The following is a 12,284-nucleotide window of genomic DNA, read 5'->3' as shown; positions in this document are numbered from 1 at the left end:
TCTTCTTCCTCCCCCTCTCGTCCATCAACTTATAATTATATATACCACCACTACCCACACCCCCCCCTCCCCCCCTCCCCCCCCCCCCCCCCCCCCCCCCCCCCCCCCCCCCCCCCCCCCCCCCCCCCCGCTCCCGTGAAATGTGTAGGGCTACTCGGACTTGAACCGAGGACCTTAGGATTATGAGTCCCGCGCTCTAACCAGCTGAGCTATAGCCCCTTGACGCCCGGGAACGCCACCGCAAAGCAGCTGTTCCGGGCAAAGCACTCCAGCAATTCTAATAGGTGCCGGGGAGTGCTTTGGTCACACTACTTTGTCCTCGTAGGAAGCTCCACGGTAGAGGTCCTCGAAGGTCTGGAGTGTGCCGTTGATGCTGTGCGGCTCCACCATCTCGCGGCTCAGCTTGCCCATGGCTTCCAACTCATCCTGGGGAAGCTCCACCAGTTGGGTGATCTTGGCAGCGAGCTCGTTGCTGTCGTTCGGCGTAAACAGGTAGCCGTTCTCACCGTCACGGACCAGATGCGGCAATGCCATGGCGTTGGCCAGCAGCACGGGGGTGGAAGCGGACATGGCTTCCAAGGTCACCAGTGATTGGAGCTCAGCTGTTCCGGGCATGCAGAAAATATCGGCCTTGATGTAAGCCTCACGCAGGTCTTCATCGCTGGCCAAGCCAAGGAACTTCACGCGATCCCCCAGCCCAAGCTTCGCTACCTGCGCTTCGAGGGCCGGACGGACTTCGCCGCCGCCAACGATTTCCAGGTGCACGTTCAATGCACGCGGAGTCTTGGCCACGGCATCAATGAGGACGTCCACGTGCTTCTCTTCGGCCAGGCGTCCGGCAAAAAGGACCGTGGGGTTGCTGTGCGGCTCGATGGTCTCCCCTGGCTGGAGCTCGTAAGCGGAAGAGTCGATGCCGTTGGACAGGGGCAGGACTTTGCGAAGGAAGGCATGCTGGTGCATTGCCTTGGCGGCGAGCGGCGTGGGCGTGGTGACCACGTCTGCCTGGCCCATGACCTTGCCCATGTCCTTCCAGGAGATACGGCCCACGATGTCCTTGAACCACTGCGGGAACGGCAGGAACGGATTCAGGTTCTCCGGCATGAAGTGGTTGGTGGCTACAATCCTGATGCCACGCTTCACGGCCTCGTAGAGAACGTGCTCGCCAATCATGTAGTGGCTCTGGATGTGGACAACGTCCGGCTGGACCTTGTCGAACAGCAGGCTGATTTCCTTCTTGATTTCCCACGGGAAACAGATGCGGAAGTACTCGTGCGTGAAGACGCCGTGCGAGCGAAGACGGTGGACAGTCGCTTCGTCCCGGAACTCCGTATAGCTCTTGCCCGAGTCCGGCCGGCAGGCCAACACATGCACATTGTGCCCACGTGCCGTCATCCCCTTGGCCAGGCGGTAGCCGAACTGGGCGGCACCATTGACGTGCGGCGGATAGGTGTCTGCCGCAATCAAAATCGTGAGGGGCTTGTTGGTGTCGGGAATGGTCACGTGGAGAACTCCTGATGGTCACGGTGCGGACAGCAATGCTGGTGGCATTGCTGCGTTGTCGCCGGGTTGCCGGTCCGCGTGTAGCGGCGGCGCAAGGTATAGCGCTGCCCTAGGCCTTCTTGCTGGCAGCCGCCTTCGCGTCCTTCTTGCGTTTGGTGACTTCCGGATGATGCCGGCTCAGGGCAATAACCCCCACGATAGCAAGCGTAGCCGCCGCAGCCATGGCGATAGCCATCACGGCGTGGACATCGGGACGAAGCTCACCAAGGATCACAATCCCAATGGCGATGCCCACCATGGGGTCAATAACGGTCAGGCCGGCGATGACGAGGTCCGGCGGGCCTCCCGAGTACGCACTCTGCACGAACCAGGAACCGAGCCCCCCGGCGGCCGCAATGGCAATGAGCGTGTACCACTGGACGTTGAGCAGGAACAGGCCATTGGGATCTAGCAGGTGCTTGCCGATAATGCGGGTCAGGACGGCCACGAAGCCGAAGAGGACCCCGGCTCCCAGGATGTACACAAAAGCACTCATCCGGTGCTTGAACATGACGGCCAAAGTCCCGAAAATTCCCACGGCCACGGCCAGGAGCAGAACGATTGTCAGCTCGTCTTCGGCGTTGACGTGGTGGTTCTCCTGGGTGACGAACACTGCCAGCAACACGAACAATGCCGACCCCGTGACACAGGCGCTGATGGCCACGACGGTGGCGCGGTTGATGCTCAGGCCCTGGTCCTTGGCGTTGACCACCGTGGTGATCACGAGCGCGATCGCGCCGATCGGTTGGACGACGGTGAGGGGCGCAGACACCAAAGCGATGGCGTTCATGACCATTCCGAGGGCAAGGAACAGCAGTCCGAGCATCCAGCGCGGATTACGCAGGAGCCGCAGGAATCCGTTGGAGCTGAGCGCAAGGCCGCCGGTATCGGCTTTGACCGCGCTGCCCTGCCGTTGGGCGCCAATCGCCAGGAAGAAGGCGCCAAGTACCGCAAGGAAAACCGCCAGCCACACCATCAGCCGTGTCCGCCGTCGTCGGTCTTCAATTCTTTACCCTTACGCAAGATGGCCCAGAAATAGTTGTAGGCCGCGATCCAGTGGCCCAGAAGCCCGATGCCCAGGAATGTCCAAGCGATCACGAAGTACACCTCAGTGAAAGGTATGGGCAGCTTGGACAGGACGAGCAAGGGGGTGCCGACCAGCAGCAGTGCCGTGCGGACTTTTCCAATAATGCTGACCGGAAGGTCCGGGTGGCTACGGAAGTAGAACAGCGATGCGATGGCCAGGATGGCGTCGGGCACCAACAGCGCGGCCAAGTACCACCACTGCACGACGCCGGCAATCGCCAACGTGAAGGCAACGGCCAGGAGCGCAGCCCGGTCCGCCATGGGATCCAGGATGCGGCCCAGCTTGGAGGTTTGGTCGAAGCGCCTGGCTATGTAGCCATCCACCCAGTCGGTGCTGCCCATGATGACGAGCACCAGGACCGCAAAACCGTACTCCTGTTCCGACAAAACGAGCCAGACGAACAGCGGCACACCCATGAAGCGCAGGACCGTGAGGATGTTGGGGACTGTGAAGATGAGGTCGTGGTCAACCTGAGGGCGGTCAGGGTGCGAACCAGCACCGATCAATCTCACTCGTGTCCCCCTTCCTCGTTGTCAGTCTCTGTTGCCTCGGATAGTGGCCTACTTCTTCAGCAGCTTCCTCAGGGCAACCACGAAGACCACGGCAGCGGTCGCGAACGCCGCGAGATCCTTCCAGCGGGCAGCGAGCCGTTCGGAAAGGTTATCCGGCACTGAATCTCCGATGTCGGCCAGCTTCGCGGCCGCGAATTCCTTGCCTTCCTGGAACTTGCCGTTGGCGCTGTCCAGCAAAGCCTGTCCCTGCTTCTTAACGTCCAACTGCTCGCCAAGTTCGTCACGGACCCCGGTCAGGTGCTCGCGGCGCTTCTTCAGGCGCGAGCGAAGCTCGGCTTCCGTGGGGGCCTTGACGGCGTCCGCTTCCTTCGCAGCTTCCTTGGCGGCCTTCTCGGCCTTGGCCTTCTCCGCTGCGGCTTCCTTCTCAGCTTTGGCAGCCTTGGCAGCTGGCGAGTTGGGATCCAGGATCGACTCATCGAAGGACGAGCCTTCCTTGGCAATTCCGAGATCGTGCTTGATGCCCCGGATGGTGTCCTCGGGAACCAAGGGCATGGCCTTCTTGAACTTGGCAACGCCTATCAAGGACGCGATGGCGACAATCAGGAGGAAGAACGCTGCGACGATCAGGGCCGCGAGCCAACCGGGCATGATGGTTGCCAGTCCCAGTATGGCGGCAACGACCAGGGCGATCACCAGAAGCGTGAGGAAAACCAGGGCAACGCCGAAGAAGGCGCCCGCTATGCCTACCTGGGTGGCCTTGCGCTTGAGTTCCACCTTGGCCAAGGCAATTTCGTCGTTGATTTGCCGTGGGGCCAACCGTGCAACGAGCTTGAGGGTCTTCGGCAAAGTACGAATGGCTGGTCCTTGACTGGTCCGGCCGGTGTGACGTCCACTCATGGGTTCCGCCTAACTGCTTTCCTCTGGGCATCGTGTAAGGCGAACGCGGCCTGAAATCTACAGCCGCGGACACCTGTCCTCAAAGCTATCATTCAGGTTCCTGCTGAACTTTCGGGACCACACTGCGGCGCGCCCGTCATACGCCCAATAAATATGATCCGGGCCATAGGATAGATGATCGTGACCTCTCCCATTGCTCCGGGCGATTCCCTGAGCCGACGCGAAAAACTTGTCTACATTCTCCTGCTGGGTGCCCTGACTGCACTGGGTCCATTCACGATCGACCTATACCTCCCGGCGTTCCCGGCGCTCGAGGAAAGTTTCGACGTCTCGGCTGCGGCCATCCAGCTCACCCTGACAGGTACCACCGTTGGTTTCGGGCTCGGCCAACTGGTGGTGGGACCGTTCAGCGACAAAGTGGGGCGCCGTCTGCCACTCATCCTTGCCACGGCCGTCCATATCGGTTCGTCCCTTGGCGCTGCGCTGGCAACGGACATCGGGATGCTGTCCCTGTTCCGTGTCCTCATGGGAATCGGCGCGGCAGGCGGTGGCGTGGTGGCCATGGCCATGGTCCGGGACCTCTTCCACGGCTATTCCATGGTCCGGATGTTTTCGCGCATGTCACTCGTCAACGGCCTGGCTCCCATCCTGGCCCCGGTCATCGGCTCGCAGTTGCTGCTGGCTTTCCCGTGGCCCGGCATTTTCTACTTCCTGGCCGGCTACGGCCTGCTGGTGATCCTTGCCTCCATCTTCTTCATCCGCGAGACACTCCCGGCCGACCAGCGGGGCAAATCCACCACCACGGTGGGGCAGCGTTACAAGTCGGTCCTGACGGACCGGATATTTGTGGGCATGGTGCTGGTGGGAAGCCTGAACTTCGGTGGGTTGTTTGCTTATCTCTCGGCCTCGACCTTCCTGTTCCAGGACATCTACGGCTTTTCGCCGCAGGAGTACGGAATCCTTTTCGGCATCAATTCCCTGGGCATTGTTGCCGGTGTCCAGATCAGCTCACGCCTGATCAGACGGGTGGCCCCTCAGTGGATCGTGGCCGGAGCAACGGTCTTCATGCTGCTCATGGCCATCCTGATCATCGTTCTGGACCTGTTCCAGGTGGGATTGTGGGGCATTCTGATTCCTTTGTGGTTCTACATCTGTGCAACCGGCTTCATGTTCCCGTGCGTTCAGGTCCTGTCTTTGGCCAACCATGGCGCCCAAGCAGGCACGGCGGCCTCCCTCCTGGGCGCATCGCAGTTCATGATGGCCGGAATTGTGCCTCCGGTGGTCGGTTGGCTGGGCGTCAGCTCCGCAGTCCCCATGGGAGCCGTCATGGCCGCGTGCATCACCGGCGCGATCGCCGCCCTGTGGCTGGTGGTCCGGCCCCGCACCGTTCCCTCCATCCATTAGGAACACACCCGTAGGCTGGGATCATGACCAACAAACCGCACCGTAACGGCAGAGGACTCTTCCTTGGCGCCGTGCTTGGCGCCACTGCCGGCGCGCTCCTCGGCCGGGCGGCAGGAAGCGCGCTGTTCGGCGCGATCCTGGGGGCCGTCATCGGTGCCGCCGTGCTGTACCGGGTGAACCCTGGCCCCTGGAAGCGGGACTAACCGCACCCCGCAAAGCGGCCTGCCGCCGTCGAACTTTTCAACCCCCTCCCCTAACAGCGTCCCGCAAGGCAGAATGGTGGCCAGCCGGGGTAGCCGGTGCCGGACCGGTGAAGGGGACATCACATGAGCGCGGCTGTGGGATTATGGGGCGGTGTCCGCGGCTTGGCAACAGTGCGGCGGCTGCCCCTGACGCTGGGCCTGGTGGCATCGCTGTGGATCCTGGGGGCTGCGACTGGGAGCCTGCTGAGTGGACCCAGTGAGGCGTTGCTGGACCAGGTGGGCCTGGGATTGGCGGTGGACCCAGGACCTTGGTGGTCCATATTCACGTCAGCTTTCTTTGCTTCCTCCCTGCTCGACTATTTGGCCTGCGCGGCCGCGATCCTGGTGGGCGTGGGTATCGCCGAGCGCGTCATGGGCCCGTGGCTCGCCCTCGCCGCCTTCGTCGGCGGATCAGCCCTCAGCGCCCTGGTCCTTGTGGCCTTGGTGGCCTTCGGGACCGACGCCAGCGACCAGTGGCTGAGTTTCCTCGGCGGCGAATACGCGGTGGGTTCCTATGGCGGCGCTGCCGCCGCGCTGGGATGTGCGACGGCGGCAGTGGACGCATTATGGCGTCGGCGGCTAAGGACGTGGCTGTTGGCCGCCACATTGATGTTCGCCCTGTTCGTAGGAGTGGCCCAAACACTCCAGGCGCTTGCCGGCGCAGTGATCGGCACCGTGGCCGGCTGGGCTGTCCAGTCGCTGGTCCTCCGGCGCCGGGCAGGCTCGCTGCATTCCTCGACTCTCCGTGAGACGCGTTTCCTGGTGGGCACCGTGGTGGGCGTCTTCGCCGTCGGACCTTTGCTGACGCAACTTACCGGGACGTGGGAAATCGGGCCACTGTCCGTCGTCTCGGAGGTCATGCTCCAAGCCAGTCCCGACGCCGACGAAGTCAAGGAAGCCTGCAACAACGACAACAACTGCGTGGCTCTGCAAAGCATCGTGGGCGTGCAAAGCTTCGGCGCAGCAATCCTGACACTGATTCCGGTCCTCTTGCTGCTGGTTTGCGCCGAGGGGCTTCGCCGCGGCCGCCGCCTGGCGTACCGCCTGACCCTGGTGATCCAGGCGTACCTGGCCGCCGTGACTGTCCTGTCCATCCTCCAGTACGTGAGCGATCCGGACGTCACCCTGGGCGATGACGACTTCGGCTACCTCCTTCTCTATGCGGTCCCGGCTGTTCTCGCCCCGGTGATCATCGTGGCGCTGCTGCTGGCCAACCGCCACAAGTTCCGGGTGGAGTCCAGCGATGCCGGATACCGGGTACTGGGCCGGAGCTCACTCATCCTGGCAGTCGCCGCCATAGTCCTTTACGTGGCGTTCTGGTTCGTCGAAGGCAATCCGGGCCGCTCAACGCTGTGGGACCTTGCCGGACAACTGACCCACATCCTGGTTCCCTTCCCGGTTCCCTTTGTCGTCGCTCTCCCGCAAGGCCTGTTGAGCACGGTGCTGTACGGACTTGGCGGGGACATCATCTGGCTCTGCATCCTGGTACTGGTCCTGAACAACTTCCGGCGTTTCAGGCAGCTTGCCACGGATCCGGCAGCAGACCTGGGGCACACCCGGGAGTTGCTCCACGACGGCGGCGGCACGCTGTCCTGGATGGCTTTGTGGGACAACAACCAGTACTGGTTCACGCCGGACCGGAAGGCCGGCGTTGCCTATCAGGTACACAACGGCGTGGCACTCACAGTTGCCGGGCCTTTCGGCGCGGAGGAACACCATGCGGACGCAGCCACGGGCTTCCTGAAACACTGCGCCGGCCTGGGACTCACCCCGTGCTTCTATTCAGCCACTGCCGAGCTGGACGGCCCGCTCCTTTCCAGGGGATTCCGAAAACTGGAAGTGGCGGAAGAGACCCTCCTGAATGTCCAGGCCATGACCTTCAAGGGCAAGGAGTGGCAGAACGTCCGCACGGCGCTGAACCGGGCAGACAAGCTGTCCATCAAGGACCACTGGTATCCCTACCATGCGATGCCTCCGGGAACCAGGGCGCAGCTGGCAGAGATCTCCGAAGAATGGGTAGCGGACAAGGCCCTCCCCGAAATGGGCTTCACGTTGGGCGGCCTGAGTGAATTGAAGGATCCCGAAGTCCTCTGCTGCGTGGCAGTGGATGATGAAGGGCTGGTCCACGGAGTCACCAGCTGGTTGCCGGTGTTCCGCGACGGCGTCATCTCCGGATGGACCCTGGACTTCATGCGGCGCCGGACCACCGGATTCAAGGGCGTCATGGAATTCCTCATCGCCTCCGCCGTGACCCATTTCAGGGAAGAAGTCCCGCGGATCTCCTTGTCCGGCTCGCCGCTCGCCAATGCCGGAGCTGACGTTGCTGAGGGTGACCGAAGTTCCTTGGACCGGGTCCTGGCACTGCTCGGAAATGCACTCGAACCCATGTACGGCTTTAAGTCCCTGGCAGCCTTCAAGTCACGGTTCCAGCCAGAGCACAGGACCCTGTATATGTACTACCAGGACCCCTTGGCGTTGCCATCCATCGGTATCGCCGTGGGCTCCGCTTATCTCCCGGGCCTCTCCCCCGCGCAAAGCGCAGGCCTGCTGCGCCAGATGGTGGCAAGGGAGCCCGCCGCATGAGGCCCGGACGGATTTCCTAGCCATGGACGACATCCTGAAACTTGACATCAGCGGTCCTGTCGTCATGGCCATTGCCGGGGCTATCGGCGCCGTGTTCTTCCTTGTACTGTTCCTCAGGCCGACTGCACGCTGGGCACTCACCGCGATCGTCGCCGTTGTGTCGGCTGCGTTGCTGGGGTGGCTGACTGTGTGGCTCATTGAGGACGTCATGGATGTCTTCCACGTGGGCCTGACACCACGTGTGTGGTTCTGGGCCGTCGCCTGCTTCGCTGCGTTGGGCCTGGCCGCGGTCAGCTTCCGCCATAGCCGGCCGTGGCGGAAAGTGGTGGCGGCATTCGCCATTCCAGTGTTCCTCCTGGTAGCCGCCCTGGGCATCAACGCCGAGTTCGGGCTGAACAAGACGTTGGGCTCGGCATTGGGGATCTCCACTGAGGGGGCCATCCAGCTGAAAAAGCCAAACCCGGATGCGTCCATCCCCGCAGGTCCGCTCTGGCAAAGCTGGAAACCCCCGGCCACCATGCCGTCCAAGGGCAAGGTGGGCACCCAGGTGATACCGGCAACGGCCTCGGGCTTTGACGCCCGGCCCGCCGGCATCTACCTGCCTCCTGCGGCCCTGACGGACAACCCGCCACGGTTGCCCCTGTACGTCCTCATGATGGGCCAGCCCGGCCTCCCCGACCCCCAGTACGTATCGGCTGCGTTGGATGAATTCGCGGCGAAGAACAACGGCCTTGCCCCGATTGCCATCGTCGCGGACCAGATCGGCCCTGATGAGAACGACAACCTCTGCTTGGACACTGCCAAGTACGGCAACGTGGAGAAGTACATCAATGAGGACGTGGTGAACTGGGCCAAAGCCAACCTGAACATCCTCCCGGACCGGGAGCATTGGACCATCGCCGGTTACTCCAACGGCGGCCAGTGCGCCATCTCCTTCGCCGTTAAATACCCGAAAATGTGGGGCAACGTGGTGGACATCTCCGGTGAAGAGTTCCCGGGCGCCGAGGATCCGGCAGGCAATCTTGCAGCCATCTTCGGCGGCAACCAGGCGGATTACGACGCCCAGAAGCCCATCAACATCATGAAGGGCAAGCAATTCCCTGACACCACGGCCGTCTTCACTGTTGGCTCCGACGACGTGACGTACGTGGCCGCCGCCAAAGCCGTCTCCGCTGCTGCACAGGCAGCAGGCATGACCGTCACCTACTACGAGGTCCCCAACGGCGGACACGTGGGTATCGCCCTGAACGCGGGACTGACCAAAGGCTTCGAGGTGCTCTATCCGCGTCTGGGGCTCTCGCGCTAGAACCCTTTTGCGCGCCACCTACCGGCGATAAAGTTGAGCTGTGCCACATTGGCAAGAGCTGCAGCCGCTTCCGGCACCCTGGCAGCGACGGGATGAACGCATCCTGCCGCTGTGGTGGGATCGTCTGTGCTCAGTGACCAGCCCGCAGTCAGCCGCCCTCTACGCCGCAGGACTCTTCACCGACGACCGGCGCCGCCCCATTGCCCAGTGGTACAACCCCGAAGCCGACGCAGCCCTGCTGGTTGCGCCCGAGACCTCGCCTGAGTGGCCTGTCCAGCGTTTCGGAATTTTCTACGCACCACCCGGTGGCGGCTTCACCCGCGTCTACTCAGCTCCGCACGAGTGGCATCCCCGCGAACCCAGGACACCACCTACAGAACAGGATTCGTTCCTGGCAGCCGTGGCCGAGGCAGCCCGCTTCCTGCAGGTGGAGATGGATTTCGTCTGAAAAAGACGAACCCCGCACCGGCGGGAAGCCGGTACGGGGTCCTTGTGCTCCTCCGACTGGACTTGAACCAGTAACCCTTCGATTAACAGTCGAATGCTCTGCCAATTGAGCTACGGAGGAATGAAGCGGTTATGACTTTAGCAAAGGTTTCACCGGAATGCGAAATCGGCCCGGCATACCCCCTGGGGGTATAAAAAATACCCCCATTCCGGATTACCGGAACGGGGGTATTGCGCGCTCCTCCGACTGGACTTGAACCAGTAACCCTTCGATTAACAGTCGAATGCTCTGCCAATTGAGCTACGGAGGAATGAAGCGGTTACTAGCTTAACAGGGGCCTGCCGGAAAACGAAATCGAGGTTCTCAGCCGTCGGAACGCAGCGCGCGACGTTCCATTTCCAACTGCATGAGCTCCCGGTTCAGGCGCTGGAATTCCTCCGGGTTGGCTCCTGCGTCCAAGCGCTGCAACTGGCCCATCTTGTCAGCTTTGATGCGTGTGATCTGCAGTTCGAAGAGGCGGGCCAGGATGTCCCGGCAGTACCGCTGCATGGCTTCGGGAGTGCTGGCGGGCAACGGTGTGACAGCAAGCTCGGACACCAAAGGCCGCAGCGGCTCGGGAACTTCCTGGCGGACCTGTTCCACCCACGCCACCGGATCAGCCGCATGGGCGAGGCCAGCGGCGCGCACTGCCGTGTGGACGGCAGCATAGGCAGGGGTGGCAAAGTACGAGGCCTCGAAACGTTCCCACGCTCCCCCGCCAAGCACCGCGGGCTCCTGGAGGACAACTTCCAGGGCCTGGCGTTCCATACCCGCTATCGGGTCCCTGGGGTCGGGCCGTTGGAAGACAGGACCGCTCGACGGCGGTGCTGCCGCCGCCGCGGATTGTTCAGCTGCGCCGGAGGGACCCGACGTGCTGCCGCCGGACGCTGCGCGCTTGGCCGCCGCCCCAACATAGCTGCTGACTTCCTCGATGGGCATGCCCAACCAGCCAGCCAGGTTGCGCGTATAGCCGGGCCGCGTGGCAGAGTCCCTGATCTGTGCCACCACGGGGGCGGCTTCCCGCAATGCGGCCACACGGCCTTCCACGGTGTCCAGGTTGTGCCGGCGCAAAGTGGCCCTGATGGCGAACTCAAAAAGCGGCTTCCGGGTACCGATGAGGTCGCGCACCGCGGCGTCGCCCTTGAGTTGGCGAAGATCGCAGGGATCGGCACCCGTGGGCTCCACGGCGACGTAGGTCTGGGCCGTGAAGCGCTGGTCTTCCTCAAAAGCCCTCAGGGCGGCCTTCTGGCCGGCGGCGTCGCCGTCGAACGTGAAGATGACCTCCCCGCCGCTGCCGTCGTCCGAAAGCAGCCGCCGGGCGACCTTGATGTGTTCGGTGCCGAACGCAGTACCGCAGGTGGCTACCGCCGTCGTGACTCCTGCGAGGTGGCAGGCCATAACGTCGGTGTACCCCTCCACCACCACCAGTTGGCGCTCCTTGGCGATGTTCCGCTTGGCGATGTCGATGCCGTAGAGGACCTGGGATTTCTTGTAGAGCGTGGTCTCAGGGGTATTCAGGTACTTGGGGCCCTGATCGTCCTCGTAAAGCTTGCGGGCGCCGAAGCCGATGGTGTCGCCGGCAATGTCGCGGATGGGCCAGATGAGTCTTCCCCGGAAGCGGTCGTAGATGCCCCTGTTCCCCTCAGAAAACATCCCTGTGAGTTTCAACTCAGCGTCAGTGAACCCACGGCCACGAAGGTGCTTCAGGAGAGCGTCCCAACCCTGCGGAGCATAGCCCACACCGAAATGCTCAGCGGCCGCGCGGTCAAAGCCGCGGCCATCCAGGAAGTTGCGTCCTTCGGCCGCCCCGGGAGTCAGCAGCTGGGCGCGGAAGAACTCATCGGCGATCTTGTGCGCGTCCAGCAAGCGCTGGCGTTTGCCCACTTCCTCGCGGCTGGGACCGGTTCCGCCGTCCTCGTAGCGCAGCTCGTAGCCGATCCTTGCAGCCAGCTTCTCGACGGCCTCATGGAACGAGCTGTGGTCCATTTTCTGGACGAAGGAGATAGCGTCGCCGTCCTCGCCGCAGCCGAAGCAGTGGTACCTGCCCACTTGTGGGCGGACGGTGAAGGAGGGCGATCGCTCGTCGTGGAAGGGGCACAGTCCCTTGAAGCTGCCCAGTCCCGCGCCTTTGAGCGTGACGTATCCGTCAACGACTTCCTTGATATCCGTGCGCTGGCGTACTTCGTCGATATCTTCACGTTTGATCAGGCCAGCCACGTGACCATCC

The 12,284-nt window shown here is 62.8% G+C and carries 10 protein-coding genes and 3 tRNA genes; 5 read left to right on the top strand and 8 right to left on the bottom strand.

The annotated features are described in order from the left end of the window. Positions 1 to 145: 145 nt before the first annotated feature. The 5 genes from LN996_RS14460 to LN996_RS14440 form a co-directional block, all read right to left on the bottom strand. Positions 146 to 219, bottom strand: a tRNA-Ile gene (locus tag LN996_RS14460). 84 nt (positions 220 to 303) lie between these two features. Next, positions 304 to 1,500 carry a glycosyltransferase gene (locus tag LN996_RS14455; protein WP_231341058.1) on the bottom strand — a complete coding sequence of 399 codons (1,197 nt, stop codon included), beginning with the start codon at positions 1,498 to 1,500 and terminating at the stop codon, positions 304 to 306. 109 nt (positions 1,501 to 1,609) lie between these two features. Next, a complete protein-coding gene (locus LN996_RS14450; protein ID WP_159707880.1) occupies positions 1,610 to 2,515 on the bottom strand; it encodes a DMT family transporter in 906 nt (301 codons plus the stop codon). Next, positions 2,515 to 3,138 (bottom strand): CDP-alcohol phosphatidyltransferase family protein, encoded by a 624-nt coding sequence (locus LN996_RS14445; RefSeq protein WP_231341057.1) that lies wholly within the window; start codon positions 3,136 to 3,138, stop codon positions 2,515 to 2,517. The genes LN996_RS14450 and LN996_RS14445 overlap by 1 nt, the downstream gene beginning before the upstream one ends. A 48-nt stretch (positions 3,139 to 3,186) precedes the next feature. After that, positions 3,187 to 4,035, bottom strand: a complete 849-nt coding sequence (locus LN996_RS14440; RefSeq protein ID WP_231341056.1) for a phage holin family protein — start codon at positions 4,033 to 4,035, stop codon at positions 3,187 to 3,189. 174 nt (positions 4,036 to 4,209) lie between these two features. Here LN996_RS14440 and LN996_RS14435 point away from each other — a divergent pair, with 174 nt between their 5' ends. The 5 genes from LN996_RS14435 to LN996_RS14415 all read left to right on the top strand — a co-directional run bounded on the left by LN996_RS14435 (position 4,210) and on the right by LN996_RS14415 (position 10,018). After that, positions 4,210 to 5,439, top strand: coding sequence for a multidrug effflux MFS transporter (locus tag LN996_RS14435; RefSeq protein ID WP_231341055.1), 1,230 nt, complete (start codon positions 4,210 to 4,212; stop codon positions 5,437 to 5,439). A 23-nt stretch (positions 5,440 to 5,462) separates the two neighbouring features. Further along, complete coding sequence (locus tag LN996_RS14430) at positions 5,463 to 5,642, top strand: glycine zipper domain-containing protein (protein ID WP_231341054.1); 180 nt, start codon at positions 5,463 to 5,465, stop codon at positions 5,640 to 5,642. A 123-nt stretch (positions 5,643 to 5,765) separates the two neighbouring features. Next, positions 5,766 to 8,264: a bifunctional lysylphosphatidylglycerol flippase/synthetase MprF gene (locus tag LN996_RS14425; RefSeq protein WP_231341053.1), complete on the top strand. Its 2,499-nt coding sequence runs from the start codon at positions 5,766 to 5,768 to the stop codon at positions 8,262 to 8,264. 22 nt (positions 8,265 to 8,286) lie between these two features. Beyond that, positions 8,287 to 9,570, top strand: a complete 1,284-nt coding sequence (locus LN996_RS14420) for an alpha/beta hydrolase-fold protein (RefSeq protein ID WP_231341052.1) — start codon at positions 8,287 to 8,289, stop codon at positions 9,568 to 9,570. Positions 9,571 to 9,610: 40 nt separating this feature from the next. Further along, positions 9,611 to 10,018 carry a hypothetical protein gene (locus tag LN996_RS14415; RefSeq protein WP_231341051.1) on the top strand — a complete coding sequence of 136 codons (408 nt, stop codon included), beginning with the start codon at positions 9,611 to 9,613 and terminating at the stop codon, positions 10,016 to 10,018. Positions 10,019 to 10,065: 47 nt separating this feature from the next. Here the strand turns inward: LN996_RS14415 and LN996_RS14410 are convergent. The 3 genes from LN996_RS14410 to dnaG form a co-directional block, all read right to left on the bottom strand. Continuing rightward, positions 10,066 to 10,138: transfer RNA gene (locus tag LN996_RS14410), tRNA-Asn, on the bottom strand. A 117-nt stretch (positions 10,139 to 10,255) separates the two neighbouring features. Next, positions 10,256 to 10,328 (bottom strand) — tRNA-Asn (locus LN996_RS14405). 53 nt (positions 10,329 to 10,381) lie between these two features. Further along, positions 10,382 to 12,274, bottom strand: a complete 1,893-nt coding sequence (dnaG, locus tag LN996_RS14400) for a DNA primase (protein ID WP_231341050.1) — start codon at positions 12,272 to 12,274, stop codon at positions 10,382 to 10,384. Between the last annotated feature and the right edge of the window lie 10 nt (positions 12,275 to 12,284).

The sequence above is a fragment of the Arthrobacter sp. AK01 genome (genome assembly GCF_021109375.1).
Lineage (GTDB): Bacteria > Actinomycetota > Actinomycetes > Actinomycetales > Micrococcaceae > Arthrobacter.
This window is presented reverse-complemented; position numbering and strand designations above follow the sequence as displayed.

Excerpts from the sequence above, each read along its gene's own strand:
- LN996_RS14440 (WP_231341056.1), bottom strand. The coding sequence starts at position 4,035 with ATGAGTGGACGTCACACCGGCCGGACCAGTCAAGGACCAGCCATTCGT.
- LN996_RS14450 (WP_159707880.1), bottom strand. The coding sequence starts at position 2,515 with ATGGTGTGGCTGGCGGTTTTCCTTGCGGTACTTGGCGCCTTCTTCCTG.
- LN996_RS14425 (WP_231341053.1), top strand. The coding sequence starts at position 5,766 with ATGAGCGCGGCTGTGGGATTATGGGGCGGTGTCCGCGGCTTGGCAACA.
- LN996_RS14420 (WP_231341052.1), top strand. The coding sequence starts at position 8,287 with ATGGACGACATCCTGAAACTTGACATCAGCGGTCCTGTCGTCATGGCC.
- LN996_RS14430 (WP_231341054.1), top strand. The coding sequence starts at position 5,463 with ATGACCAACAAACCGCACCGTAACGGCAGAGGACTCTTCCTTGGCGCC.
- LN996_RS14435 (WP_231341055.1), top strand. The coding sequence starts at position 4,210 with ATGATCGTGACCTCTCCCATTGCTCCGGGCGATTCCCTGAGCCGACGC.